The following is a 26,036-nucleotide window of genomic DNA, read 5'->3' as shown; positions in this document are numbered from 1 at the left end:
ACAAGGGGGGGAAACCAATGTTTGATAAAATAAGTGCTATTTTGGTTCCAATTGCTGGGAGACTGAACAACAACCGCTATTTAGGCGTATTACGGGATGCCTTTATGCTTGCGTTCCCACTCACCATTTTTGGTTCTATTATGGTTGTGCTAATGAATTTGCCATTTTTAGATAAAATCATGAGTCAAACCGCACTGGAAGGCGTCCAGTCTGCACTGAATATCGCGCCAAGTGCGACCATCAGCATTATGAGTGTGTTTGTTGTATTTGGGATTGGCTACTATTTATCGAAAAGCTATGATGTGGAAGCTGTATTTGGCGGCGTGATTGCATTAGCCTCTTTCTTACTTCTGACGCCATTTCTACTAGAACAAGAAGGCGGTGCATCTATTGCAGGCGTAATACCAGTCGATCGTTTAGGAGCAAAGGGGATGTTCCTTGGAATGATCACAGGCTTTTTGTCTGCTGAAATTTATCGTTATTTTGTCCAAAAGAAATTTGTCATCAATATGCCGCAGGGGGTTCCGCCAGCTGTTGCTAAGTCTTTTGCTGCACTGATCCCGGCTACTTTGACACTCACAGCCTTTTTACTGATCAATATCATCATTACACAAGGCTTCAAAACAAATATGCATGACTTGATTTATCATGCGATTCAGGCACCGCTTGTCGGACTTGGAAGCGGTATCATTCCGACCTTGATCGCTATTTTCTTTATACAAATTCTTTGGTTCTTTGGGCTTCACGGCCAAATTATTATCAACTCTGTCATGGACCCCATTTGGAATACGTTGTCCATTCAAAACCTAGAGAGCTATACAAAAACTGGTGAGGTTCCGAATATCATCAGTAAGCAGTTTATCGAAATTTATACGGTTGGCATGGGCGGAACCGGTATGACGCTGGCTGTTGTGTTTACGATTTTAATTTTCCTGAAAAGTAAGCAATTAAAACAAGTAGCAAAGCTCGGCTTAGGACCGGGATTATTTAACGTCAATGAACCGATTATCTTCGGTTTACCGATTGTCATGAACCCGCTTATTCTCATTCCATGGATTTTGGCGCCAATGGTTATTACATGTATTTCTTATTTTGCGATGGCATCAGGTATTGTACCACCGCCGACTGGCGTGAATATTCCCTGGACGGTGCCGATCTTTATTAGCGGAATAATGGCAACCAATTCACTGGCGGGCGGCCTGCTTCAGCTGTTTAACCTGATGATCGTGTTTGTCATTTGGTTCCCGTTCCTGAAATTTATTGACCGTATGAATGTGAAAAATGAAAAAATAACCACAACGGAAAAAACAAAAACAACCAACATCAAAGGTGAAGGAGACTCAATACATGTCGATGGAAAATAACAAGCAATCATATACATTTCCAGAAGGTTTCTGGTGGGGATCTTCTGCCTCTGCCACGCAAACAGAAGGCAGCGTCCCTGGTGATGGAAAAGGACCGAATATTTGGGATCATTGGTTTGAGCAAGAGCCGACTCGTTTTTTTGATGGCGTAGGACCGAACGTGACATCCCAATTTTACCGAAAATATAAAGAGGATATTCGTCTGATGAAAGAAATTGGGCACAATTCATTCCGGTTATCCATTTCCTGGTCACGTCTTTTGCCTGAAGGGAAAGGTGCGGTCAATGAAGAAGCAGTATCTTTTTACAATGATGTGATCAACGAACTGATTGCACATGATATTGAGCCGTTTGTGAACCTGTACCATTTCGATATGCCAATGGCGCTACAGGAAAAAGGCGGCTGGGTCAACAGACAGGTAGTAGATGATTATGTGAGCTATGCGGAATTATGCTTTCAATTATTTGGCGATCGGGTGAAAAAATGGTTTACCCATAATGAACCGATCGTTCCTGTAGAAGGCGGATATATGTATAGCTTTCATTATCCAAATGAAGTGGATTTCCAAAAGGCTGTACAGGTCGGTTATCATGAACTTTTATCAAATGCGAAGGCGATTGCGGCTTATAAAAAACTGCAGCAAGGCGGGAAGATTGGCATCATCCTCAATCTTACCCCATCTTATCCGAGAAGCCAGAATCCGCGCGATTTAGAAGCAGCTGAGATGGCGGATGCTTTCTTTAACCGTTCCTTCCTAGATCCTGCGGTGAAGGGGCATTTCCCAGAGAAACTAGTAGAGGTGTTAAAGAAAGAAGGCTTTATGCCTAGTATGCAAGAAGGAGACCTTGAGCTCATTCAAGAGAATACCGTCGACCTCCTTGGAATCAACTATTATCAGCCAAGAAGAGTGAAAGCGAAAGAGCATATGCCGCATCCAAATGCACCATTTATGCCAAATCATTATTTTGATGCGTTTGACATGCCGGGAAGAAAAATGAATGTGTATCGCGGTTGGGAAATCTATGAAAAAGGCATTTATGATATATTGAAAAAAGTCCAAACAGACTATGATAATATTGAATGCTTTATTTCTGAAAATGGAATGGGTGTCGAAGGAGAAGAGCGGTTTAAGGATGAAGAAGGAATGATTCATGACGATTACCGCATTGACTTTATTTCTGAGCATCTTAAATGGGTGCATCAAGCCATTCAAGAAGGAAGTAATGTAAAAGGCTATCATCTGTGGACGTTTATGGATAATTGGTCATGGTCGAATGCCTATAAGAATCGCTATGGATTTGTCTCAGTTGATCTTCAAGAAGACGGAAAACGTACGATTAAGAAAAGCGGATACTGGTTTCAATCGGTATCAGAAAATAACGGTTTTTAATCAAAATACTTGCTCTTTCCTTGAAAAGGGCAAGTATTTTTCTTATGTGACGGTAAGTGGATGAAACAAAAATGGCTCGTACCTTTTAAGCTCACTAGGCTTAGTGTAGAATGAGAGGAAGCTATGAAAAAACAAGTCAGTTGGTGGTGTGAGATGAAAAAGTACGAACTCATTTCAGAAGAAATCAGAAAACGAATAGGAACAGCATATTATCCAGAAGATCAACCCATTCCAGATGAAAACTCGCTTGCCGCTGAATTTCAATGCAGCCGAATGACGATGAAGCGTGCGCTCGATCTTCTCGTAGCAGAAGGTCTGCTCTTTAGAAAAAGAGGACACGGTACATTTATTGTGAAGGCAGCGCTCAATCAAGGGGCAATCAATGTGTCAGGACATGAAAATAAAGGGTTCACAAAAGTCATGGCGGATAAAAACGTCACGACTCAAATCATTCACTTTGATGTCCATTTTCCAAGCAAAGAGGTGGCAGCCCACCTATCCATAGACTCCACCACACCCATTTATGACATCATCCGTCTTCGTCTTGTGGACGAGGAGCCATATGTATTAGAAAAAACGTTTATGCCCGTCAATCTCATTAAGGGAATAGATGAAGAGGTTCTATTGGGATCAATCTATGGCTACATATCAAATGATTTGAAATTAAAAGTGGCAGGAGCGCATAAGAAAATTAGAGCGGCTAAATCAGATGAGCTTGACCAGCAATATTTAGGCTGTGACCCAACGGATCCTGTGCTAGAGGTCGAACAGGTTGCTTATTTAAACACAGGCCGGCCGTTTGAGTACTCCTTTAGTCATCACCGCTATGATAAGTTCGACTTTTCAACAGTTGAAATTACGAAAACAGGACGTTAAAAAAAGAGCAGAACCCCCAAGGGAGACTGCTCTTTTTTATATTATTTTATATATTCCACCAATGATACCCATCTTTTTCTAGAAGCTGATCTGCTTCTTCCGGTCCCATAGAACCAGCAGGATAATTTGGTTTTAATGTTTTGTTTTCTGCCCATTTCTCAGAAATCGGATCCACAAAGTTCCAAGAAAGCGCCACTTCATCCCAGTGAGCAAAGTTCGTAGCATCGCCTAGCAAGCAGTCATGAATCAGCTTTTCATAGGCTTCTGGTGTGTTCATGATGTCGTTATAGTTTGTTTGGTAGTCGAGCTTAATCGGCTTTGCAAATGTACCGCCATCAAGCTTGCGAGCGTTCAGGTGAAGGGTAATGCCTTCATCTGGCTGAATGTGAATGACGAGTAAGTTTGGATGCATGGAATTTCCGTTACCATAGTACAGGTTCATTGGAATGTCTTTAAATTGAACAACAATTTGAGTAGATTTCTTTTCTAAACGTTTTCCAGTACGAATGTAAAATGGCACGCCGGCCCATCTAAAGTTATCAATGAGCAGTTTCCCTGCAACGAATGTTTCCGTGTTTGAGTTCGGGTCAACATTTTGCTCTTCAAGATACGAAGGAACCATGCCGCCATCAACCGTACCAGCATCATACTGTCCGCGGACAAAGAATTGATCGACCTCATCTTTAGAGAAAGGACGAAGAGCGCGTAATGCTTTCCGTTTTTCACTACGGATTTCCTCGGTATTCAGCTTAATTGGCGGCTCCATTGCTAAAAGTGCAACCATTTGAAGCATATGGTTTTGGACCATGTCTCTTAGTGCACCTGAACTTTCGTAATAGCGGGCCCGGTCTTCAACCCCTAATGATTCACTAGATGTAATTTGAATGTTTGAGATATATCGGTTTGTCCAAAGTGGTTCAAAGATGGCATTTGCAAAACGGATGACCTCAATGTTTTGAACCATTTGTTTACCGAGATAGTGGTCAATACGATAAATTTGATCTTCAGAGAATGCATCTCGAATTTCTTCATTTAACTTTTTCGCACTTGGCAAGTCATGACCAAATGGTTTTTCGATGACAAGTCTTGACCAGCCAGTTGTTTTTGATACACCTTCACTTTTTAGGAACTTTGCAATCGTTCCGAAGAATTCCGGTGCCATCGCTAAATAGAACATCCGGTTGTTTGGGATACTGTACGTATCTTCAAGGCCTGCTAGAAGTGTGTTAAGCGATTGATAGGAAGCAGGGCTTGATACGTCAAAGTCGTGATAATAAAAATGTGAACTGAATTCCTCTATTTTCGCTTCTGCATCATCAGAAGAAACAGATTCTTTCACCACAGCTCTTAGATCCTCATGAGACCACGGACGGCGTCCAACACCGACCACGGCGAATTGATCGCCAAGTTTTCCGCTATGATAAAGTCTATGTATAGAAGGGTAGAGCTTGCGTTTGGCAAGATCTCCTGTTGCGCCAAAAATGACAATGACTGCTTTTGGATTGTTAGTTTCTGTATTCACGAAAAGTACCTCACTTTATTCGTAGCATTGTTGTAAAAACCGAGAATGTATGTACATTTTCTTTATTTTAAAGGTTCATTGTTCGTAAAGCAAACATTTGATTCGACTTTTTCTGCTCTCGTTTGACTTTTTTCGAAAATTCCGCTGAATTCACATTTACCTTGTCTTCATGTATTCTATATGAATAAAGATATTGTATACCGGCTTTAGGAGGAAAAGTAATGGAACTGCTCTTTTTAGGAACTGGTGCAGGCATTCCTGCGAAAACTAGAAACGTCACTTGCACTGCGCTAAAGCTTTTAGAAGAAAGAAAAGCAGTGTGGCTTTTTGATTGCGGAGAAGCGACGCAGCATCAAATATTACATACAACGATTAAACCGAGAAAAATTGAGAAAATATTTATCACTCATATGCATGGTGATCATGTATACGGTCTCCCAGGACTGCTCGGCAGCAGATCCTTCCAAGGCGGAGAGGATGAACTAACGATCTATGGACCTAAGGGCATCAAAGCGTTTGTGAGCGCAACACTTTCAGCTACACAAACGCATTTGACATATCCGCTGCATATTATAGAGATAGATGAAGGGATCGTATTTGAAGATGATACCTTTCAAGTAGAAGCAAGACGAGTATCTCACGGTATTCCAGCTTACGGCTATCGGGTAGTGGAAAAAGATGTACCAGGTGCATTAAAAGCCGAAGACCTAAAAGAAATCGGTGTAAAACCTGGACCTTTGTATCAGAAGTTAAAAAATGGGGAAACCGTGACACTCGAAGATGGAAGAATCATTGATGGAACCGATTATTTGGAACCCCCTAAAAAAGGGAGAATCGTTGCATTTTCAGGAGATACCCGTTTATGCGAGAATATAACAAGGCTTGCCAAGGATGCGGATGTGTTAGTCCATGAAGCAACATTCGGTAAAGAAGATGCTGATCTAGCCTACAATTATTATCACAGCACAACAGAACAAGCAGCGAAAACAGCGCAGGAAGCAAGCGCAAAAAGATTAATTTTGACCCATATTAGTGCACGTTACCAAGGAGAAGAGGCACTAAAACAACTATTGAAAGAGGCCCGCGATATATTCCCGCTGACAGAAGCTGCGCAGGATTTCTCTTCTTATTCCATTGACCGCACCCTGTAAAAATTGGATGAATCGTCAAAAAAAGTTGTGTGATTTTTTTGATATTTATAATGACTCTCTTTTTCAGGTAGTGGTAAAATGGTGAAGAAAAAACAAATGACGAATGAAACTATGAAGAATACGGGAGGCACAATCAAAGATGAGCGGTTTTACAGCGTTAAGTGAAGCAGAATTAAATGACCTATATGCAGCACTACAAAATGAATACGAAACGTATAAAAGTAAAAACTTACACTTAGACATGTCTAGAGGAAAACCTTCACCAAAACAGCTCGATTTGTCTATGGGCATGCTCGATGTTGTGACATCAAAGGATGCGATGACGGCTGAAGATGGCACAGATGTGCGTAACTATGGCGGTTTGACAGGACTTCCTGAAACGAAGACATTTTTTGCAGATGTACTCAATCTGAAGCCAGAACAAATCATCATCGGCGGTAATTCCAGCCTTAATATGATGCATGATACCATTGCCCGTGCCATGACCCACGGCGTATATGACAGCAAAACACCTTGGGGAAAGCTGCCAAAGGTAAAATTCCTTGCACCAAGCCCAGGATATGATCGTCACTTTTCCATTTGTGAGCTATTTAACATAGAGATGATCACGGTAGATATGAAAGCTGATGGACCTGATATGGATCAGGTCGAAAAATTGGTCGCAGAGGATGAAGCGATTAAAGGCATTTGGTGTGTACCAAAATATAGCAACCCAGATGGCATTACGTATTCAGATGAGGTGGTTGACCGCCTTGCTTCGATGAAAACAAAAGCAGACGACTTCCGCATTTTTTGGGATGATGCATACGCAGTCCATCACCTAACTGATACGCCTGATACGTTAAAAGATATTTTTCAAGCAGTAGAGGAAGCAGGGCATCCAAATCGTGTGTTTATGTTTGCGTCTACTTCTAAAATTACATTCCCAGGCTCAGGTATTGCACTCATGGCATCTAGCCCGGATAATGTGAGCTTTACTCAAAAACAATTATCGATTCAAACGATTGGACCAGACAAAATCAATCAATTAAGACACCTTCGTTTCTTCAAGAATCCAGATGGCTTGAAGGAACATATGAGAAAACATGCTGCGATCATTAAGCCAAAGTTTGACCTCGTTCTTTCTATTCTTGATGAAACACTTGGCGGGAAGGACATTGCAGAATGGCACAAGCCAAATGGCGGATATTTTATTAGTTTAAATACGCTCGATCATTGTGCAAAAGCTGTTGTGCAAAAGGCAAAAGAAGCTGGTGTGACCATGACAGGTGCAGGCGCGACTTATCCTTATGGAAAAGACCCGCTTGATCGTAACATTCGCATTGCGCCAACGTTCCCATCACTTGAAGAACTAGAGCAAGCGATTGACATCTTTACATTATGTGTTCAGCTTGTCAGCATTGAAAAGCTGCTGTCTAAAAAAAGCCAGTCAGCTCCAACGGCATAAAGAAAAAAACTCCTTGACGCAAAACTAGTCAAGGAGTTTTTGTTTTTAATTGGCTGTTTGATAATAGGAAACAGGTTGTTTGGCTGCGCACCATACATCATAGATTGCAAGCTGCACAATATGCGGTTCATCATGATGAATATAGTGCGAGCTGTTCTGCGCTTGAATCCATCCGCTTTGGGATGACAACGACAGCATCCGTTTATGAAGTCTGAGCCAAGCCTCGTGCGCTGGATGAAACAATCGGCTCTTACCTGATGAAATGACAAGAAGCGGCATCATCCCATAATGGGTTTGTTCCTCTTTTATTGTGCTGAGCATTTGCTGAAAGTCCTCATGCGTACATTCTGCTGTAAATTGCGCCATATATGAAGAGCGTTCTTCCTTTGATAAAAGCGGCAGGATGACCTGTTCTTGCTCCTCACTTGCCGGGTCTAACAGCACCATGCCAATGACCTCATCTCCTCTGCGGCTTGCCCATAACCGGCTGACAAGAGAGCCAAATGAGTGAGCCACAATGAGAAAGGGCGGCTGAATATTGGCTTCTTCTAGCAGTGCATCTAAATCATCTGCAAGATCATGCAATGTTCTTCCTTCACTACTGTCACTGCTTTTTCCATTTCCTAATCGATCATATAAGAAAACCCCAAGCTCAGGATCAATATCACGGGCCATATTCGACCACGTATCACCCGAAATGCCGTAGCCTGCTTCAAAGATAATGGTGGCTTGCCTTTTGCCCTGACGATGTTTTGTATAAAAATGATGTCCATCTATATGATACATTCTTTCAATCATTGCCGAGTTCATTCTTCCATCTCCTCTAAGTGGTTCTTTAGCTAAAAGACGGCACAAAAGGCAGATATGTTTCTCTTAAAAACAAAAAAGATGCCTATTTCAAAAAATAGACACCTTTTTCCTATGCATTTTTACCAAGCGCGGTCATATTGACGCGGGCCTTCGATGGATGTACGAAGCTCTTGGGCAGCTGTTTTTGGAAAGTATGGATCCCGTAAAAATTCTCTGCCTATAAAAATTAAGTCTGCACGCTGATTTCGTAAAATCTCCTCTGCCTGTACACCAGATGTGATCAGACCGACAGCACCTGTTTGGATACCGGCACCTGCTTTGATTTTTTCTGCGAAGGTGACTTGGTAGCCAGGGAATGTGCTGATTTTTGCCTGTACGACAGCGCCTGAGCTGACATCGATTAAGTCGACACCTTGTTCCTTCAGCCATGTAGCAATGCCAATGTAATCGGCAATATCAAGTCCTTTTGTCGTGTAGTCAGAGGCAGACACACGGACAAATAATGGTCCGTTCCATACTTCATTGACTGCATCGACGACTTCTCTTAAGAAACGATAACGGTTCTCTGGTGAACCGCCATAATCATCTGTTCGGTGATTTGCCAGCGGTGAAAGAAATTCATTAATCAAATAGCCATGCGCCCCATGAATTTCAATGATGTCAAAGCCGGCTTTTTTTGCCCGGACAGCTGCATCCTGAAACGCCTGAACGGTATCTTTGATTTGATCGACGGACATCTGGGTAGGGATTTTAGACTGTTCATCAAATGGAAGGCTAGATGGTGCCAGGATGTCACCATCTAGTTCAGCTTTACGTCCTGCATGAGCCAGCTGGATGGCTGTCTTGGTTCCGTATGCTTTGATTTGTTCGTTTAATGAAGCGAAGCCTTCAATGTGCTCATCACTCCAAATGCCGAGGTCTTGATCACTAATTCTTCCCTCGGGGGAAACGGCACTTGCCTCCACCATGATCAGGCCAGCTTGACCTTGGGCACGGGAAATATAATGTGTAAAGTGGAAAGGCTGTAATTTCCCATCACGATCATAGGATGAATACATACACATCGGGGACATTACGATGCGGTTTTTCAGCGTAACACCTTTTAATGTCCAAGGTGAAAAGAGTTTTGTTTCCAAATACCTTCGCCTCCTCATAGAATTGTATAGCCGATTATAACAGCCATTCAAACTTTCGTCATAAAAGGTGCTCAAAGAATATAGCTTTTATACACGTTTTTGTATAATGGAGAAATAGAGAAAGCAAAGGGGGAGAACGAATGAAATGGCAAACAGAGAGTGAACGAAAGGAACTGCTCACAGCTCTTATGCAGTATGAAAGCATATCGGGTACAACTGGAGAAGTGGCGTTAGCTGAATATTTATATTATTTACTGAGGGAGCGGCCTTATTACAAGCAGAATCCTGATCATTTGGCTTTGCATCCGATGAAAGATGGCCGGTATTATTTAACGGCGCTTGTAAAGCGCAGTTCGCTTTCTCGTACCGTTTTGCTGCTTAGTCATTTCGATGTCGTCGATACAGAAGATTACGGTGAATTTCAAAACATGGCATGCAAGCCTGAAGAGTTAATGGCATCATTTTCTCAAAAAAGTGCGCTTCTCCCAAAAAGAGCAAGAGAAGATCTAGCTTCAGGTGACTGGTTATTTGGAAGAGGTGCCATGGATATGAAGGCAGGTCTTACGGTACAGCTGTCCATGCTGGAAAGAGCGATGGCAGAGACATTTGATGGAAATGTCCTACTCGTCACAGTCCCGGATGAAGAAGTGAATTCTCAAGGAATGCTTGAAGCTGTTCCAAAACTAAAGGAGCTTAAGGAAAAGCATGACCTTGACTATACCGCGTGCTTAAACAGTGAGCCTATGTTTGAAAAGTATCCAGGTGATGAACATTATTATATGTATACAGGCAGTATAGGGAAGGTGCTGGCCGGATTTTTCTGCAAAGGAATTGAAACACATGTAGGAGAGCCGTTCTCAGGCTTAAATGCGAATTTTATGGTATCTGCATTAAATCGGCTGTTAGAGCTGAATAGTGATTATTGTGAGGAAGTAGATGGTGAAGTCACGCCGCCCCCAACCAACTTAATGCAAAAGGATTTAAAAGAAGCCTATTCCGTTCAAACACCTCACACAGCTGTTTCTTTATTTAATGTGCTGATGAAGAATCGTTCAAGTGAAGAACTGCACGGACTTCTTTATGACACGGCGAAACAAGCAGCAGACCAAATCGAAGCTGATATTAAACAAAAAACAGCAGAATTTCAGCGCTTTAAACCTTTTACACCGATTGATACGAGGATTACCGTTCTCACGTATCATGAGCTGTATCAAAAAGCTGCTGAACGCTCAGGTAAACAGGAGGTTGAACGCATTGTAAACTATGCGTTCGCCAATCGAGGTGAGCTTGGAGATCGTGATTTTTCAACCAAAATCGTCTCTGAGCTGACGACGCTTTGTAAGGAAGATGGGCCGCTCATTGTTCTATTTTATAGTCCACCATTTTATCCAGCGGTTTCCTCAACGGAAGATCCGCATATCCAAGCAACCTTAAAGAGGATTCAAATAGAGGCAAAGAAGAGTTATGGACTTGAAATAGAAGAAGTGAAATATTTCCCGGGATTATCTGATTTAAGTTACTTACAGCTCGAAAAACAGGAAGTAGGTCATTACACGACCAATATGCCGCTTTACCAAAAAGGCTATTCTTTACCAGAAGGAGAAAAGGGAGCACTTTACGTTCCAGTTATTAACGTGGGTCCATTAGGAAAGGACCCGCACAAATGGACAGAGCGGCTGCACATCCCGTTCTCATTCGGCATTTTGCCAGAATTACTAGAATCAGCGATTCATGCTTTGTTAGAGAAAAAGTAAGTCTTGTTTATGTATGAGGTTTCTAGAGTCTTTGAAAGCTTATGTGCTTTTGAGTGAAGGATGTAGAGTAAATGAAGGTTAATGAGAAAAGAAGAAGGGGGGGAAGAATGTTTTATTACTTTAAAATAGTAAGGGGAGCCGTAGGCTCCCAATTAGGATTATACTCGTCTACCCTCATAATGAGCTGTCCAAGTTCCATCAGAATTTTTAGTGATGCCTTTTAGGTACCATTTAATCCCATCTTGTTCGAACGAATTGGCAAAAATACCAGTAGAGTTGGTAATATCCCATGTGTAAAGTTGAGCTTTAAAATCACTTGTAACACGGACATCCTCTGCATTAGTATGTGCACTTGTAGCAAATGCCGGTGCTGCGGAAAAAAGTAAAGCGAGTGACAATGCGGATCCAGTAAGAACCTTAACTAATTTCATTTAAAACACTCCTCTTCCTCATTTTGTGGTACATATAAGTAATTCTACATAAGGTAATATATTCCTTGTTAATATTTGTTAATTATTTGTGAAAAATCACTCATTAGATAAAAATAAAAAGCACCTGTCATCAAAACAGGTACTTTTCTCTATCATTTATACGTGCTTGCTGAAAACATTTCGTTTAATTCTGCTGCACGTTTTGTTGCGGTTTTGACACAATCGACAACGGCTTCTTCAAATTGATAGGCAGCAAGTGTGTTCAGGCCGGCTTCTGTCGTTCCGCCTTCACTTGTGATTTCTTTGCGCAGTTCAGCAGGTTCTTTACCGCTGCTTTGAAGCATGTTTGCGGCGCCCGCAATCATTTGGCAGATGAGCAGCTTCGCTGTTGCTTGGTCCATCCCAAGTTCCGAAGCGCCTCGCTCCATTCCTTCAATCAAATGATAAATGAAGGCTGGACCGCTTCCTGCAATAGCTGTAACAGCATTTAGCTGTGATTCATCTAATACCGTCACATGACCGATCGTTTCAAACAGCTCGATTGCTTTATTCTTTTGATCCTCTGTCACTTCTTGACTGACAGAAATGCCTGTTGCTGATTGCTGAATGGCGGCTGATGTATTTGGCATCGCGCGAACCACCGCAGTCTTCTCGCCAGCATAGTGTTGAATCGTTTCAATAGAGATGCCCGCTAAAATCGAAATGATCAGCTGCCCTTGTAAATGAGGCCGAACTTCAGATATCCCGCTTTCAGCATCTTTCGGTTTTAAAGCAAATACGAGAATATCCGCTTCTTCATAAATAAAAGAACGAGAGAAATCCGTTTTGACCCCATAACGCACCTTTAATTCTTCTAGACGTTTTTCATTCGTTTTGTTTGTAACAATAATATCTTCGTTTGACATGATGCCGCTTTTTAATAAACCTTTCATCATCGACTCTGCCATTGAGCCTGCACCAATAAATCCAATTTTACTCATAAGCCGCTCCTCCTTGTAGAAAATAAAAAAACCTCTCGCCTGAAAAGGACGAAAGGTTTTTCGCGGTACCACCCTCAATTAGCATGCAAATATGCATACTCAGCTCTAGTCCCTTAACGCGGGAAACGTTTAGGTTTGCCTAACAGCTCAAAGGGCAGGTTCAGCAAATAAGAGGATGGTGAGGTCTTACAGCCGGTGGACCTCACTCTCTTGCATCATTATTTTGCTTACTAATCCTTGTCATCACGCATTTTATATTTGTTGTTCATTATGCAACGATGGACAAGTTTGTGTCAATAGGGACAGATAAAAAAATTGACCGCCTAAACCGCATGACAGTCTGCCCTTTGCAGGATACAATGAATAAAGAAGACGAAGTGACAATGAATCATGAGTCAAAAAGCAGGAGATGACATAAAAAAGTGAAAGAAGACATCATTCAATTATCTATCCCGACCCCTTTTGCTGTTGGGGATGTACATGCATATATTTTAAAAGGAGAAGCTTTGACCTTAGTGGACTGCGGGCCGATGACAGAAGAGGCGGAGCACGCCTTTGTCACGCAATTACATGAGCATCGTTTATCAATTGACGATATTGATCAAGTGGTGTTGACCCATCATCATGCAGATCATGTCGGTCTTTTAAATTTGATGAAACCTCATGTCCGTGTGATCGGACATGAGTTAAATGAGCCGTATATTAGCCAGGACCCTGTGTTTAAAGAGCGTCAAATTGCTTTTATGGAACGATTTTTTCAGCAGTTAGGTGTGCCGCTTCGCCGAGGTGAGTGTGAAAGAATCGTGAAGCAATCTTATACATATTCTTGTACTGCACATGTAGATGACGTCATCAAAGAAGGCGATCGATTGAAAGGGCATGAACACTTCTTTGTGATGGAAACACCGGGACATGCACAATCTCATCTTTCCTTTCTAGATGAAACAACGGGCCATTTCATTGGTGGAGACCTACTTTTGACGACTATTTCTTCAAACCCGTTAATGGAAGCGCCGTATGAAGGGGAGGAGCGCCAAAAATCGCTGCTTCAATATAAAGCATCACTCAATCGATTACTTCATCTGCCGATCAAGACGATTTATCCAGGACACGGGCAGCTCATCACGTCTCATCATGAATTGATCGAAGAAAGATTTAAGAAACAAGAAAAGCGGGCAAATACGATGTATCAGCTGCTTAAACGAAAAGAAATGACTGCCTTTCATCTTTGCCGCAAGCTATTTCCAGTGCTGTATGAAGAGGCCTTGTTTTTAACGATGTCAGAGACAGTAGGGCAGCTTGATGTCCTCTTAGAGGCTGGACAAATTGAAGAAGTGCAAAAAGATGGAATTCTCTACTACAGGGCAAACTAAGGAGTGAAACGCATGGGGCGATTAACAGGAAAGAGAATATGGATTACTGGCGCATCTGGTGGCATTGGTGAAAAAATGGCGTATTTGGCAGCAGAAGAAGGCGCAGAGATCATGATTTCAGCAAGACGAATTGAAAAGCTGACGGGTGTAAAAGAAAAGATTATGAGTGCTGGCGGGGTGTGTCACATCGTGGAGCTAGATGTCAGTCACCTTGAGGACATTGATCGCGCATATGAAGAAGTGGGGGCTGTTGATATTTTGGTTAACAATGCCGGTTTCGGTGCGTTCGATCTCGTTGAAGATGCGTCCATTGAGGAAATGGTGTCGATGTTTGAAGTAAACGTGTTTGGTTTAATCGCTTGCACGAAAAAGGTCATTCCAGAGATGAAACAAAGAGGACATGGACATATTATCAATATTGCCTCTCAGGCAGGAAAGATTGCCACCCCGAAATCAGCCATTTATTCCGCATCCAAGCATGCCGTCCTTGGCTTTTCAAACAGCCTCAGAATGGAGCTGTCAGACATCGGCATTCACGTCACCACAGTGAATCCAGGCCCGATTGCCACTGACTTCTTTACCATCGCCGATCGCAGCGGTGAATATGTGAAGAATGTGGAATTCATGATGCTTAGTGCGGACAAGGTGGCTGGGAAGGTCGTATCCGCTATGATGACGAAAAAAAGAGAGATTAATCTGCCTGGATGGATGAACGCTGGCAGTAAATTGTATCAATTATTCCCATTTTTATTTGAAAAAGTAGCACGCAAAGCGATGATGAAAAAATAACAAAAAAGAAACCGGTTGTGAACTGGTTTCTTTTTTTTGAAGTAAGCTGCCATTGTGACCGTCTTTTTATCTCCGCCTTGCTGCTTGCTGAAGCGGGTCCCACACACTGTTAAAAGGCGGTGCATAGCTAATATCTAAATCTTCAAGATCTGCCATGGTTAGCTGTTGGTAAAGAGCAGTTGCCATCACATCGATCCGTTTATCTACACCGTTTCTTCCGATGATTTGGGCACCGAGCAAGGTGTAGTCATCACTTCTGTAAATCAGTTTGATTTTCATTTTCTGCGCATCTGGATAATATCCAGCGTGATCCGTACTGTCAATGGTGATGGAGGAAAAAGGAATGTCAGCTGCTTGTGCCTCCTTTTCTGATAAGCCCGTTCGTCCCGCTGTCACGCTCATAAATTTCATCACTGCTGTTCCAGTCACGCCTTGAAACGCCCGGTTTGTTCCCGTCATATGAAAACCAGCGATTCTTCCTTGTTTATTCGCCGTTGTGCCGAGCGGGATATAATCAAGTGATTGTTTGATGCGGTGATAAGTGGCTGCGCAATCCCCGGCAGCATAGATGTCTTTTACATTGGTTTGCATGTATTCATTTACAACAATGGCGCCATTTGAAAGACGTTTGATTCCTGTTTTGTCTAAAAAAGAGGTTTGCGGGGTGACGCCGATGGCCATGATGACCATATCTGTTTTTATGGTTTGTTTGTCTGTTTGAACAGCTGTGACATGTGATTCGCCCTCTAATGTCTGCACGGTTTCCCCGAGTGTCACGTGAATGCCTTGGGCACCCGCCTCTTCTTTCAGGTGCTTTGCCATATCGGGGTCAAAGCCCGGACCAAGTGTTGAACCCCGCTGAATGATATGTACCTTTTTTCCCAGCGCTTTTAAATTTTCAGCCATCTCTAAGCCGATATATCCACCGCCAATGATCGTGACATGTGTGATATCTTGTTTTAAGTGGTCTAAAATGGACAGCGCATGCGGAATGGTTTTTAATACGTGTACGCCTTCTAGCGGCTGATTGTTTAAATCCAGTTTAACAGGGCTTGCTCCTGTCGCAATTAAGAGGCGGTCATAGCTTTCGGTAAAGGGTTCTTTTGTTTTCGTATGATGACCTGACACCGTTTTTTGTTTTGGATCAATGGAGGTCACTTCGTGTAAGCATCGAGCATCAATTCCGTATTTGTCGCGAAATGTTTCAGCGCTGCGTGCAATCAGCTTGCTGTGGTGATCAATGAGACCGCCGATCAAGTAGGGGAGGCCGCACTGTCCATATGAGAAAATCTCTCCTTTTTCAAAAGCGACAATATGTGCATCTGGATCCTCTCGATATATTTGCATAGCACAGCTCATTCCTGCTGCATCTCCGCCAATGATCACATATTTCATTTGGTGTGCTCCCTTCTATCTATCGAACTGAATACTCTTATTTACCCTCATTTTCCTTTTTTTAATGCTTTTTTTCGCAAAAGAAGCAAACTTTAGTGGAAAAATAAAGACAGCGCCTTCATTTTAAGCTACAATCGGATTATCGTCTTTTTGGTTACGAGTTTAGTGAAGATTGGTGGGAAAGACTTTGAGTGACACGCGACTAGATTTTAATACTTTATATACACGTCATACAAGAGAGGCTTGGTCTGCTCTTGGAGAATATATGCCGGTATCTGTTTCAGAAGAGGAAGCAAGAGCACTTCAAGGATTAAATGACTATTTATCGCTTGAAGAAGTTCAGGATATTTACATACCACTTATTCGTTTTCTGACATTGCATGTCTTTGCAGAAAAACAAAAAAATCAGCATGTGAATGCCTTTTTAAACTACCCGCATCATGCGAAAATTCCTTTTCTCATTGGGATTGCTGGAAGTGTGGCTGTCGGGAAAAGCACAACGGCCCGTATCATCGAAACGCTTTTATCGAGGCTTGGAGATGGACTGAAAGTGAGTCTTGTGACAACCGATGGCTTTTTGTATCCTCAAAAAGAATTAAAGGATCGAGGACTCATGGAAAAGAAAGGCTTCCCAGAAAGCTACGATGTCAAAGCCTTGTTGTCTTTTTTAAACGAATTAAAATCAGGTAAACAAACTGTGCATGCCCCGGTATATTCGCATCTGACCTATGACCGGCTTGATGGTGTGTATGAAACGGTGGAGGATGCCGATATTGTTATTATTGAAGGAATCAATGTGCTGCAATCCCCAGCGCTGGATGATCTGAAGGATGAACCGCGTGTGTTTGTATCAGATTTCTTTGATTTTTCGATTTATGTAGATGCTGCTGAAACGCAAATTCAATCATGGTATAAAGAACGGTTCCGTTTGCTGAGGGAAACAGCTTTCCAAGATCCTGAATCCTTCTTTCATCAATACAAAGATTTGACGGATGAAGAGGCAGATCACATGGCAAGCACAATTTGGAATACCGTCAATCGCCCTAATTTATATCAAAATATTTTACCGACAAAATATCGAGCTGATCTCATTTTGAAAAAAGGTGATCAGCATAAGGTGGAAGAGATTGCTATCCGCCGAGTATAAAGAAAAACCGCTCAAACGAGAGCGGTTTTTTTAATGATCTCCACTGACTTTCACAGCGATGGCAGCTGCGGATCGCTTTTTCAGGCGGTAGTATCCAATGAGTAAGAACGGAACACCTGCGATGGTGATAATCGACAAGACTGAAAAAATGGAGAAGGGATGGGCTGCGCCAAAATAGTCAATGCACAGTCCGCCGACAAATGGTCCGATGACGCTGCCGAGCTGAGAAAATCCCATCGCGCCAAAGTACGATCCCTTTACTTCTGGCTTTGCCACATTGTCTACAAATAGATCCATCATCGCAAACAGCAGAACCTCTCCAATTGTAAACACGACAATGATGAAAGCAAGCATGCCGAGACTCTGTGAAAAAGCAATGGCAAACAAACTGCCCGCAAGAAGAATATTCCCAGTGGTGAGCGACAAAATGGTGGAGTAGCGTTTGGCGATCATGATGAGCGGATATTGTACGACAATGACAACAACTGCATTTAAAGATAAAAGGTATCCAAACAGTTTCGGACCATCCTCAATCATAGGCGAAGCGGATAAATATTGAGGCAGCGTTGAGCTCAAATGCGAATACCCGAACGAACATAAGGTAACGCCGATGAGGATAATGCTAAAGACCGTATCTTTTTGGATAATGGAAAGGGCTTTTTTGACCCCAATTTGTTTCGTGTTTTCTGGAGCAGCAACTGGATGTTTCTGAAATTGCCAGGCCAGCGTTAATCCGTATAACAAATAAATGAAGGCAGCGACGAGAAATGGAAAGGTTGTTTTCGATGACCCGAGATATAAGCCAAGCAGCGGACCGAAGATGACCCCTATGTTAATGGCTGTATATCGTAAATTAAACACAAACAACCGAATACTTGACGGGGTGACATCAGATAAGAGCGCCTTAGATGTTGGTTCAAACAGTGCCCGGCACAGTCCGTTTAAAGCGTTCATGATAAAGAAGACCCAAATGGCATCTGCAAATGCAAAGCCAACAAAGACAAGTGTCCAACCGAAGATTGATAGAAGCATGACCTTTTTTCTTCCGATACGATCAGAAATATATCCACCGTAAAAACTCGCAACGATCCCAATCAGAGAGCTAACGGCAATGATTAATCCAGCAGAAGAAGCTGAGGCGCCTTTGACTTGTGTTAAATAAACGGCCAAAAAAGGAATGCTCATGGACGTCGCCATTCGGCCAAATATGGTGCCGATGATGATCGTCCAACTAAGCGGATGTAGCGTACGTAAGTTATTTTTCATGCTGTTTCTCCCCTGAGTTTGTAAGATGTTCCAATCATACATGAAAAATTGTGCAAATTAAATACACAATTTGATGGAGGGGACATCCGCCATATGGCAGAGAAGTTTGATTGGCTCGTATTTGGAGACGCGTGCTTTTTTCTGCTGGTGCTTTTATGCCACTGATTCGCGCGGTCATTTGACCCCATTTAATCAAGGTCGATCGCGACGATTTGCTGCAAGGACAGGTTGAGAACATCTTCATCATTGACGATTTTTATGCGCTGCGTTTCATAATGAATGGCTTTGACCCAGCCCCAAAACTGCTCTTTTCTACCTGCTGCGGCATATGTCACGCAAATCGCTTGATCCTCAGTAATCGACTGTGTGATCAAAAAATTCATTTCTTCCAGTTGATCGGTGCTCAGCGGGGGAGGGGTGTATTTTTTTTTCTGCCGTTTTTGAGCAAGCAGCTGCTCCCGGTGCTCTGGAAGCATCATTCGGCTTGATTCCCACATGAGGTTGTATCCAGGTGTTAATTTATTGGGATTCATGGCTGTTCGCCTCCGTTATTTGTAATGTCCGCCAATTTTTTCGGCGCGATGATACGCCTGCCCTGCGCTTGTCAGTGACGAAGCGTGCAGCAGGGCAGCAGGTCCATACTTTATGTGGATCGCATCAAATACTTTGCTGAGTTTGTCTTTTTGAACATGATGATCAAATAAAGTTAGCTGATACTGGCTGTCAGACTGCAGCTGTGAGAGAGTAATACCGACACTGCGAATGGGCTGACCATCCCAGTGCTGCTGGCATAGCTGAATGGCTGCCTCTGCAATATCTGTCCCGTACTGTGTAGGTGAATGAAGCTTGATTTGTCTATGAAATCCGGTCGGGTGAGAAAAATCAGCGCCTCTCACGCCAACAGACACTGTTTGCCCAAGATAATGCTTAAAGCGTGCACGTCTTGCCACCTCTTCGCTCAATTCAAGAAGAGCGACTTTGATATCCTCAAAAGACGCATAATCATGGGGGAGAGTCATATGATGTCCCACCGCTTTTTGCTCATTATGTGTGTGAACGGTGACCGGAGAGGGATCATGTCCTAAAGCTGTTCGCTGCAAAAGCTCTCCGTTGATTCCCCAGCGTTTTTTAAGCCGGTCTAACGGATAAGCAGCAAGCGTCCCAATGGTACTGATACCCATTCGTTTTAAATGGCGCTCCATTCGTTTACCAACGCCAAATAATTTTCCAATCGGAAGCGGCCATAAATCAGCCGCAACACTGTCTGCGCGAAGTTCATAGATGCCAGATGTGTTTTTTTTAGCAAAATGGTCACAGGCCATTTTAGCGAGCACTTTATTAGGACCGATGCCAACACGTGCGTAAATACCCGTCTGGTTCATAATGGTTGTTTGTATATTTTGAGCGATCTCACGGGGAGAACCGAGTAGTGTCAGGCTGCCTGTAATATCGAGAAATTGTTCATCAATTGAATATGGTTCGACAAGATCTGTGTATTGTTCAAGCAGCTCTGTGATCATGACAGAGATATCAAGATAGCGCTGCATACGAGGGCGTACGACGACAGCTTCAGGGCATTTCTCCTGCGCTTCCCATAATCTGGATGCATTTTGGACGCCCCGTTTTTTAGCGAGCGGGCAGGCGGCAAGTACGACTCCGCTCCGCCGCTCAGGATCTCCAGAGACGATGAGCGGCACATTCTTCAAGTGGGGAGCCTCCACTTTTTCGACTGACGCATAAAACGATTGCATATCCACAAGCAGAATGGCTCGTTCATTCATTATGTTCACCTCTTGGAACGTATGTTCCGTTATTATTGTAACCGTCAGGAGGCGAAATTGATACTGGTAAATCATTCAAAGAAAAGAGTGTAAAACCATACAAAAAAGACGAAGTGTCTTCCACTTCGTCTCATTTGATACAACATATTTTAAGCATGTGCTAAATTGTAAGATGTTTGGAGCGGCTCAGAACGCAAACGATAGGCCGTCAGTTTTTTCTTAGGCTTATGAGTAAATTGCCGCACCACATCCACGTGGTCATCGTAATGATACAGATAAAGGGTCACATCATGCTTGCCGAGCTTTGTTTGCATAGTAAGCGGCGCAGGCCCTTCCTGCGGACGAAGAAAGCGTTCTTCATCACCAGGATAAATATAATAGCGTTCAATAAAGATCGCATCATTAAAATGTTGAATAATTTCAGATGCTTGCTGATCATCGAGCGGACGATCTTCAAACATGATCGTTGTTTGATCACTTGTTACTTTTGCATGCACTGCATAACGACTAAAAAGGCGTTCCACAACACCAGAAGGCAGCGAAGTGACAAGAAGCTTTAAAAGACTAAACACAACAAGTGAAGTAACAATCCAAACCAATATCATCATCTCCAATAAACATTTGTTACATTTCCTATATGAACCATCTTAACATACCAAAAGAATGAAACTTTCGCACAAAAAGTGAACTTTTTGAAATAAGTGTGAAGATTTAAAAGGAGATGACCGCGAAAGAACGAAATCAACAAAGCTGAAAGGAAAAAGGCTGACACGTGATCTTTACAAACAATAAATCGGACAGGTAGACTATTGAAACAACAGTTTTTTGTGAAAAAAGAGAGCGGCAAGCTAAAAATGAAAAGGGGCGAGGTCATCATGATACGTCAAGTGAAGCCGTCAGATTTTTACGCCGTCACATCCGTCATCCAAAGCTGGTGGGGAGGTAGAGATTTACGCGCAAAATTGCCGAAGTTATTTTTTGAACATTTTCAGCAAACAAGTTTTGTCGTCGTTGAAAAAGGTGAACTGATTGGCTTTTTAGTCGGTTTTCTATCACAATCTCATTCAGATGAAGCCTACATTCATTTTGTAGGTGTACATCCAGACCATCGGAAATTAAAGATAGGAAAAATCCTATATCAAGCCTTTTATGATGTGGCAAAACAGGAAGGAAGAACAACCATTAAAGCGGTAACAGCACCTGTAAATAAAGTATCAATTGCCTATCATGCAAAATTGGGCTTTCAAATTGAAAAAGGGGATAAAACTGTAGAAGGAATCTCCGTGTTTTCAGACTATGATGGAATAAATGAAGATCGTGTTTTATTTGTGAAAAAATTAGAGGCAATGCAATGATTGTCAATTTAGATCAAACAATAGGAGATGTAGCAAAGCAGATCTTACATATTCAACTAGCTGCATACCAACAAGAAGCTGAACAAATTGGCTATGCCGATCTTCCGCCATTAAAAGAGACCATTCAAGATGTAATGAAAGCAAAAGAGCAATTTATTGGTTTTGAGCAAAAGGGAATCTTACTAGGTGTTGCCTCTTATGAAGAGCAGAAAGATTATTTGATCATTAGTCGATTGGCTGTGCATCCCAAAGCGCTAAAGCAGGGTATTGGAACAAGACTTATGTCTACAATTATGGAGAAAAATGTCCCTATAGAACTGACCACAGGGCAAAAAAACACCCCTGCAAAAAGGCTATACGAAAAATTAGGATTTCTTGAAACAAATGTAATTCATGTTGCAAAAGAGCTCACCTTATCAAAAATGAAATGGACACCGAGGCGAAAGGTTGAGGTTGTCGAATTCAAAAAAGAATGGCATGAAGAATTCCATCAAGAAAAGCAGCGACTCAAGCAAATCATTCAAAAGAGCTGGATAGAAGGACATCATATTGGTAGTACGTCAGTTGAAGGACTTGTTGCCAAACCCATTATTGATATCTTAATAGAAGTAAGTCATCTAAAAGAGATCGATAGAAAAAGAGAGAGTTTTGAACATCTTGGATATCAAGCGCTCGGTGAAAATGGCATAAAAGGGAGACGTTTTTTTCAAAAGGGTGGCTTGAATCGTACGCATCATGTCCATATTTATGAGAGAAATCATCCTGATGTGAAAAGGCATTTATTGTTTCGAGATTACTTAAGGGCCCATCCAGAACGAGCTGTAGCGTATGCGTCTGTCAAGGAACAATTAGCAAATCAGTATCGGGAAGATATACAAAGCTATATGGCAGGAAAGAATGAAATCATAAAAGTAATAGAAAATGAGGCATATCGCTGGGATAGAGAAGGAGGAGAGGAAGCTCTTAAATAAGCTACCTCTTTTCCTCGTTAATTAGGAAGCTGAACATTGCCCTTTACAGTATAGGCCTGTGAAGCAGCAGTAGATGGAAGAGCGGGTAATTTATCCTTTACGATGACCCCGCGGATATCTGTGATTCGAACAGGAAGAGATTTAGACCCCATATTAAATCCAAGGAAATGGTTGTAGTCTGTCTTTTCCATGTTCACCCATTGTCCATCTTTGTAATATTCCATTTTCATAATCGGATATTTATGATTGCGCACTTGAATCGCAGCCCACCACTTACTGCTACCTTCTTTTATTCTGTAAACTACATTTCCGCTAATCGGTGCTTTTACAATTTTCCAACTAATTGGGATTTTCCCATCTGCCATATTACCGATTTTGGCAAAGGCATTATGAGAAAGATCAAGAGCTCCTTTCGCTCCTTCTGGATATTTATCGGTTACATACACAACGGTTTTTCCTTTTGGACCCTTTACTTCAAGGTAAGCCCCTGCAAGTGCCGCATTTATCCCTTTATAGTTATAGTCATGGGGATTTAAAGCCGTAATTTTCATGTCAGATGGAATAGGATCTAATAATGCGGCGCCCCCTGAGTAACCAGATCCCGTATAAGTCGCATAGCTTTCTCGTACTTCATCGAGGACAGATGCCGCTTTCATGTTTGGCACAGCGAAACTCAACATCAATATCAGTGCCCCGATGAAGCAGAGAGATAATCTTTTTTTCACGATCTAAAACCTCCTGTTTATTCTTTTTTAAAATTGGTAGCGTCATAAGTATAATTCTAAAAAACAAGAAGGAAAAAGAGCCAATAGATAGATATAATCATAGTGAGAAGAGCGTGTATTTCAAAGAATATGACTTTCGGATTTAGTCGTGTGTCATGTTTTATGGTGTTTTATGTGTTACAATGTAAGCATCAATTTAAAAAGGATGTTCGCCATGTATATTCACATCACAGAACAGGCTAAAACATATATAGAAAAACAGCAAACAGGAAACGAAACTAAGGAATTACTGCTTCGCTACGATTCAGAAGGTTGTGGCTGTGCAGTGAGTGGCGTACCAATGCTTTGGTTAACAAGTGAAAGAACAGGTGAATGGGAACAACTTAATAATAGCCAACATTTAAAACTATATATACACATTGCACAGAAGGTATTCTTTGATGAGGAAATGACCATCGATTTTAATGAAAAAGCTAATACATTGATGCTGAAAAGTCCTCAGCAAATACTCAGTCCAAGAATGGGCATACTTGTAAAGTAAGGTGGAAACGTAGTGGATCAGAAGCTTAGCGTGATACAAAACACGGCACAAAATAAAACATGGGTGTCGTTTTTAAATAACAATCATCCCTATACCCTTTTGCACTGGTCAATAGGTGGAATGGATTCGGTGAAAAAGGATGTTTGGCTTCTTCAGGATGAAGTCACATTTGAAACGGAAGAATTCCCAACGCTCGAATTAGCTGTCAATTGGATCAAAGAGAATATGGAACAGGTAACAGATGTATTATAAAAGCCCTTTTTGACAAAAGGGTTTTTTTCATGCCTTCATCATCTCATTAAACAACAGGGAACGTCTAATCTGAAAAATGATCTTTTGCAACGCAAAAAAACTGTTTTATAACAACCAATTCGACAAAATGAGAAAAATAGAAATGAAAAAATCGTGGATATAAATGCCGGAAAATAGGCAATGGAAGCGGTTATTGCGGGATACCGAAAACTTTGCGAAAAATGACATTTCATATTTCTTCCATTCGAGGAAATATGATAGAATACAACATGTATCGTATATGAGAAGGGAGGTGCTAAAGTGAATTGAAGCTCAAGCTGTCATCGCCTCAGGTTGGAATTAAAATAAACGAATGGTATAGGCAGATTTGCGGATTTCATGTCATGAAAGCAGAGAAGCTGAAGGCCGAGATCGAGCAGGAAATTCTGGAGATGGAGCAGGATCAAAACTTGTTGCTGTTTTACCAGCTGATGGATTTTCGCCATAAGGTGATGCTTGAATATTTTGAACCGGCAAAGAAAGCCTCAAATGATGAAGAAATTAAAAACCTGTTAGAAACGATCGAACATTCGCAAACGAAATTAACGGACATGCTTGAATACTATGTTCATTTTTTCACAGGAATGTTTGAGTTTGAACAGCAAAACTATTTAAGTGCCATTGCCTATTACCGTTCAGCAGAAAAAAAGCTCAATCTCATATCAGATGATATAGAAAGAGCAGAATTTTACTTTAAATTAGCTGAAATATACTACCACATGAAACAAACCCACTTTTCGATGCACTATGCCTTGCAAGCGTTAAATACGTACTCTGCCTACAGAACGTACACGCTGAGAATCATCCACTGTGAATTTGTCATCGGTGCAAACTATGATGATTTGAAATGCTATGAACATGCATTGCCCTACTTTAAAAATGCTCTAAATCGAGCACGCTCGATTGGAAACCCTCGAGTCATAGGTTCGGCCCTTTTCAACTTAGGTAACTGTTATTACCAAATGAACGATCTTGCGGAAGCAAGCCGTTATCTGAAAGACTCTCTTGAAGTGTTTGAAAAGGAGAATTTAACCCATCTTAATCGCTCTCTAGACCCACTATTTATGCTCACCCAAATCCTGTTTAAACAAAAACAAATAGAAGAGTCGTTAACCCTCTATCAAAAAGGTATTATGAAAGCCTGTGAATTAGAAGATGAAATTTACATCTGCAAATTTCAGTTCTTAAAAGCATTATACGTTGATGCAGAAATAACGATCATAGACGATACATTAGACCTACTCGAGGACAAGCGCTTATACCCAGACATTGAGGAATTGGCACTTGATGCGGCTCATTATTACAATGAGCTTGGACTGTATGAAGCATCGACACGGTTTTACGAACGGAAGATTCAAGCCATATCAAAAATTCAAAATGGGGGTCATTTATATGAAAACGAGTTTGATAGTTCTTTTATTGGCAGCAACTGCAGGATTATCGGTCATGAGTCAGCAGCAATCGGAAGAGAGTCATATGGAACTGGCGGGCAGACACCATACAACAGTGGTGACTATCGCATAAGTTAGCTCAAAAAGAGG

The 26,036-nt window shown here is 41.8% G+C and carries 25 protein-coding genes and 1 other annotated feature; of the genes, 14 read left to right on the top strand and 11 right to left on the bottom strand.

Features of this window, described 5'->3' with window-relative positions; translation table 11 throughout:
• Positions 1-17: 17 nt before the first annotated feature.
• The 3 genes from celB to NST39_RS11505 all read left to right on the top strand — a co-directional run bounded on the left by celB (position 18) and on the right by NST39_RS11505 (position 3,630).
• Positions 18-1,364, top strand: coding sequence for a PTS cellobiose transporter subunit IIC (celB, locus tag NST39_RS11515; RefSeq protein WP_341028496.1), 1,347 nt, complete (start codon positions 18-20; stop codon positions 1,362-1,364).
• On the top strand, positions 1,348-2,754 hold the full coding sequence (locus NST39_RS11510; protein WP_341028493.1) for a glycoside hydrolase family 1 protein: 1,407 nt from the start codon (positions 1,348-1,350) through the stop codon (positions 2,752-2,754). The genes celB and NST39_RS11510 overlap by 17 nt, the downstream gene beginning before the upstream one ends.
• Positions 2,755-2,907: 153 nt before the next feature.
• Positions 2,908-3,630 (top strand): GntR family transcriptional regulator, encoded by a 723-nt coding sequence (locus NST39_RS11505; protein WP_106067144.1) that lies wholly within the window; start codon positions 2,908-2,910, stop codon positions 3,628-3,630.
• A 46-nt stretch (positions 3,631-3,676) separates the two neighbouring features.
• Here NST39_RS11505 and zwf read toward each other — a convergent pair whose 3' ends face one another.
• Positions 3,677-5,152 (bottom strand): glucose-6-phosphate dehydrogenase, encoded by a 1,476-nt coding sequence (zwf, locus tag NST39_RS11500; protein ID WP_341028490.1) that lies wholly within the window; start codon positions 5,150-5,152, stop codon positions 3,677-3,679.
• Between the two features lie 221 nt (positions 5,153-5,373).
• Between zwf and rnz the strand changes: the two genes are divergently transcribed.
• The gene (gene rnz, locus NST39_RS11495; protein ID WP_137055003.1) at positions 5,374-6,303 is read left to right on the top strand and encodes a ribonuclease Z; all 930 of its coding nucleotides are present in this window, start codon (positions 5,374-5,376) and stop codon (positions 6,301-6,303) included.
• Positions 6,304-6,442: 139 nt separating this feature from the next.
• Positions 6,443-7,750 carry an aminotransferase class I/II-fold pyridoxal phosphate-dependent enzyme gene (locus tag NST39_RS11490; RefSeq protein WP_341028488.1) on the top strand — a complete coding sequence of 436 codons (1,308 nt, stop codon included), beginning with the start codon at positions 6,443-6,445 and terminating at the stop codon, positions 7,748-7,750.
• A gap of 45 nt (positions 7,751-7,795) precedes the next feature.
• Here the strand turns inward: NST39_RS11490 and NST39_RS11485 are convergent, their stop codons facing one another.
• Positions 7,796-8,560, bottom strand: a complete 765-nt coding sequence (locus NST39_RS11485; RefSeq protein WP_284907026.1) for an alpha/beta fold hydrolase — start codon at positions 8,558-8,560, stop codon at positions 7,796-7,798.
• A gap of 119 nt (positions 8,561-8,679) precedes the next feature.
• A complete protein-coding gene (gene namA, locus NST39_RS11480) occupies positions 8,680-9,696 on the bottom strand; it encodes an NADPH dehydrogenase NamA (RefSeq protein ID WP_310024690.1) in 1,017 nt (338 codons plus the stop codon).
• Positions 9,697-9,836: 140 nt separating this feature from the next.
• Here namA and NST39_RS11475 point away from each other — a divergent pair, with 140 nt between their 5' ends.
• On the top strand, positions 9,837-11,450 hold the full coding sequence (locus NST39_RS11475; RefSeq protein ID WP_341028486.1) for a M20/M25/M40 family metallo-hydrolase: 1,614 nt from the start codon (positions 9,837-9,839) through the stop codon (positions 11,448-11,450).
• A 158-nt stretch (positions 11,451-11,608) separates the two neighbouring features.
• On the opposite strand, the gene NST39_RS11470 is transcribed toward NST39_RS11475, so the two are convergent.
• Positions 11,609-11,881 (bottom strand): antimicrobial peptide LCI, encoded by a 273-nt coding sequence (locus NST39_RS11470; RefSeq protein ID WP_341028485.1) that lies wholly within the window; start codon positions 11,879-11,881, stop codon positions 11,609-11,611.
• 152 nt (positions 11,882-12,033) lie between these two features.
• The gene (proC, locus tag NST39_RS11465) at positions 12,034-12,861 is read right to left on the bottom strand and encodes a pyrroline-5-carboxylate reductase (protein ID WP_058014745.1); all 828 of its coding nucleotides are present in this window, start codon (positions 12,859-12,861) and stop codon (positions 12,034-12,036) included.
• A gap of 41 nt (positions 12,862-12,902) precedes the next feature.
• Positions 12,903-13,114 (bottom strand) — a binding site (T-box leader).
• 169 nt (positions 13,115-13,283) lie between these two features.
• Here proC and NST39_RS11460 point away from each other — a divergent pair.
• Positions 13,284-14,234 (top strand): MBL fold metallo-hydrolase, encoded by a 951-nt coding sequence (locus tag NST39_RS11460; protein ID WP_341028484.1) that lies wholly within the window; start codon positions 13,284-13,286, stop codon positions 14,232-14,234.
• A gap of 12 nt (positions 14,235-14,246) precedes the next feature.
• Complete coding sequence (locus NST39_RS11455) at positions 14,247-15,023, top strand: SDR family NAD(P)-dependent oxidoreductase (RefSeq protein ID WP_137055009.1); 777 nt, start codon at positions 14,247-14,249, stop codon at positions 15,021-15,023.
• A gap of 66 nt (positions 15,024-15,089) precedes the next feature.
• On the opposite strand, the gene NST39_RS11450 is transcribed toward NST39_RS11455, so the two are convergent.
• A complete protein-coding gene (locus NST39_RS11450) occupies positions 15,090-16,418 on the bottom strand; it encodes a CoA-disulfide reductase (protein WP_341028483.1) in 1,329 nt (442 codons plus the stop codon).
• 187 nt (positions 16,419-16,605) lie between these two features.
• On the opposite strand from NST39_RS11450, the gene coaA reads away from it, so the two are divergent.
• Positions 16,606-17,565 (top strand): type I pantothenate kinase, encoded by a 960-nt coding sequence (coaA, locus tag NST39_RS11445; protein WP_034620396.1) that lies wholly within the window; start codon positions 16,606-16,608, stop codon positions 17,563-17,565.
• A gap of 30 nt (positions 17,566-17,595) precedes the next feature.
• Here coaA and NST39_RS11440 read toward each other — a convergent pair whose 3' ends face one another.
• The 4 genes from NST39_RS11440 to NST39_RS11425 all read right to left on the bottom strand — a co-directional run bounded on the left by NST39_RS11440 (position 17,596) and on the right by NST39_RS11425 (position 21,211).
• Positions 17,596-18,831 carry an MDR family MFS transporter gene (locus NST39_RS11440; protein ID WP_003215590.1) on the bottom strand — a complete coding sequence of 412 codons (1,236 nt, stop codon included), beginning with the start codon at positions 18,829-18,831 and terminating at the stop codon, positions 17,596-17,598.
• A 188-nt stretch (positions 18,832-19,019) separates the two neighbouring features.
• Entirely contained in the window at positions 19,020-19,364 is a 345-nt protein-coding gene (locus NST39_RS11435; RefSeq protein ID WP_003215746.1) for a YolD-like family protein, read from the bottom strand.
• 15 nt (positions 19,365-19,379) lie between these two features.
• The gene (locus tag NST39_RS11430; protein WP_341028480.1) at positions 19,380-20,612 is read right to left on the bottom strand and encodes a DNA polymerase IV; all 1,233 of its coding nucleotides are present in this window, start codon (positions 20,610-20,612) and stop codon (positions 19,380-19,382) included.
• A 149-nt stretch (positions 20,613-20,761) separates the two neighbouring features.
• Positions 20,762-21,211 (bottom strand): YfmQ family protein, encoded by a 450-nt coding sequence (locus NST39_RS11425; RefSeq protein ID WP_061408447.1) that lies wholly within the window; start codon positions 21,209-21,211, stop codon positions 20,762-20,764.
• A 276-nt stretch (positions 21,212-21,487) separates the two neighbouring features.
• On the opposite strand from NST39_RS11425, the gene NST39_RS11420 reads away from it, so the two are divergent.
• Together NST39_RS11420 and NST39_RS11415 are read left to right on the top strand one after the other, a co-directional pair.
• Positions 21,488-21,967, top strand: a complete 480-nt coding sequence (locus tag NST39_RS11420; protein ID WP_034661184.1) for a GNAT family N-acetyltransferase — start codon at positions 21,488-21,490, stop codon at positions 21,965-21,967.
• On the top strand, positions 21,964-22,938 hold the full coding sequence (locus NST39_RS11415) for a bifunctional GNAT family N-acetyltransferase/GrpB family protein (RefSeq protein ID WP_065098345.1): 975 nt from the start codon (positions 21,964-21,966) through the stop codon (positions 22,936-22,938). The genes NST39_RS11420 and NST39_RS11415 overlap by 4 nt, the downstream gene beginning before the upstream one ends.
• 17 nt (positions 22,939-22,955) lie before the next feature.
• On the opposite strand, the gene NST39_RS11410 is transcribed toward NST39_RS11415, so the two are convergent.
• Entirely contained in the window at positions 22,956-23,663 is a 708-nt protein-coding gene (locus NST39_RS11410) for an expansin EXLX1 family cellulose-binding protein (protein WP_044141052.1), read from the bottom strand.
• Between the two features lie 214 nt (positions 23,664-23,877).
• On the opposite strand from NST39_RS11410, the gene NST39_RS11405 reads away from it, so the two are divergent.
• The 3 genes from NST39_RS11405 (at position 23,878) to NST39_RS11395 (ending at position 26,024) form a co-directional block, all read left to right on the top strand.
• A complete protein-coding gene (locus NST39_RS11405; RefSeq protein ID WP_044141053.1) occupies positions 23,878-24,204 on the top strand; it encodes an iron-sulfur cluster biosynthesis family protein in 327 nt (108 codons plus the stop codon).
• A 12-nt stretch (positions 24,205-24,216) separates the two neighbouring features.
• Entirely contained in the window at positions 24,217-24,456 is a 240-nt protein-coding gene (locus NST39_RS11400) for a DUF2552 family protein (protein ID WP_106065538.1), read from the top strand.
• A gap of 305 nt (positions 24,457-24,761) precedes the next feature.
• On the top strand, positions 24,762-26,024 hold the full coding sequence (locus NST39_RS11395; RefSeq protein ID WP_044141054.1) for a response regulator aspartate phosphatase: 1,263 nt from the start codon (positions 24,762-24,764) through the stop codon (positions 26,022-26,024).
• Positions 26,025-26,036 lie beyond the last annotated feature (12 nt).

Source organism: Bacillus sp. FSL W8-0645 (assembly GCF_038007905.1).
Taxonomy (GTDB): Bacteria; Bacillota; Bacilli; order Bacillales; family Bacillaceae; genus Bacillus; species Bacillus pumilus.
Note: the sequence above shows the minus strand (reverse complement) of the source record. Positions and strands in the feature narration are given on the sequence as shown.

Bases quoted from the DNA above. Each gene is read 5' to 3' on its own strand.
- proC (WP_058014745.1), bottom strand. From the start codon at position 12,861: ATGAGTAAAATTGGATTTATTGGTGCAGGCTCAATGGCAGAGTCGATG.
- NST39_RS11440 (WP_003215590.1), bottom strand. From the start codon at position 18,831: ATGAAAAATAACTTACGTACGCTACATCCGCTTAGTTGGACGATCATC.
- NST39_RS11485 (WP_284907026.1), bottom strand. From the start codon at position 8,560: ATGAACTCGGCAATGATTGAAAGAATGTATCATATAGATGGACATCAT.
- NST39_RS11475 (WP_341028486.1), top strand. From the start codon at position 9,837: ATGAAATGGCAAACAGAGAGTGAACGAAAGGAACTGCTCACAGCTCTT.
- NST39_RS11405 (WP_044141053.1), top strand. From the start codon at position 23,878: ATGTATATTCACATCACAGAACAGGCTAAAACATATATAGAAAAACAG.
- NST39_RS11420 (WP_034661184.1), top strand. From the start codon at position 21,488: ATGATACGTCAAGTGAAGCCGTCAGATTTTTACGCCGTCACATCCGTC.
- NST39_RS11430 (WP_341028480.1), bottom strand. From the start codon at position 20,612: ATGAATGAACGAGCCATTCTGCTTGTGGATATGCAATCGTTTTATGCG.
- NST39_RS11470 (WP_341028485.1), bottom strand. From the start codon at position 11,881: ATGAAATTAGTTAAGGTTCTTACTGGATCCGCATTGTCACTCGCTTTA.
- NST39_RS11505 (WP_106067144.1), top strand. From the start codon at position 2,908: ATGAAAAAGTACGAACTCATTTCAGAAGAAATCAGAAAACGAATAGGA.
- NST39_RS11455 (WP_137055009.1), top strand. From the start codon at position 14,247: ATGGGGCGATTAACAGGAAAGAGAATATGGATTACTGGCGCATCTGGT.
- NST39_RS11435 (WP_003215746.1), bottom strand. From the start codon at position 19,364: ATGAATCCCAATAAATTAACACCTGGATACAACCTCATGTGGGAATCA.
- NST39_RS11415 (WP_065098345.1), top strand. From the start codon at position 21,964: ATGATTGTCAATTTAGATCAAACAATAGGAGATGTAGCAAAGCAGATC.
- NST39_RS11510 (WP_341028493.1), top strand. From the start codon at position 1,348: ATGTCGATGGAAAATAACAAGCAATCATATACATTTCCAGAAGGTTTC.
- celB (WP_341028496.1), top strand. From the start codon at position 18: ATGTTTGATAAAATAAGTGCTATTTTGGTTCCAATTGCTGGGAGACTG.
- NST39_RS11490 (WP_341028488.1), top strand. From the start codon at position 6,443: ATGAGCGGTTTTACAGCGTTAAGTGAAGCAGAATTAAATGACCTATAT.
- rnz (WP_137055003.1), top strand. From the start codon at position 5,374: ATGGAACTGCTCTTTTTAGGAACTGGTGCAGGCATTCCTGCGAAAACT.
- NST39_RS11450 (WP_341028483.1), bottom strand. From the start codon at position 16,418: ATGAAATATGTGATCATTGGCGGAGATGCAGCAGGAATGAGCTGTGCT.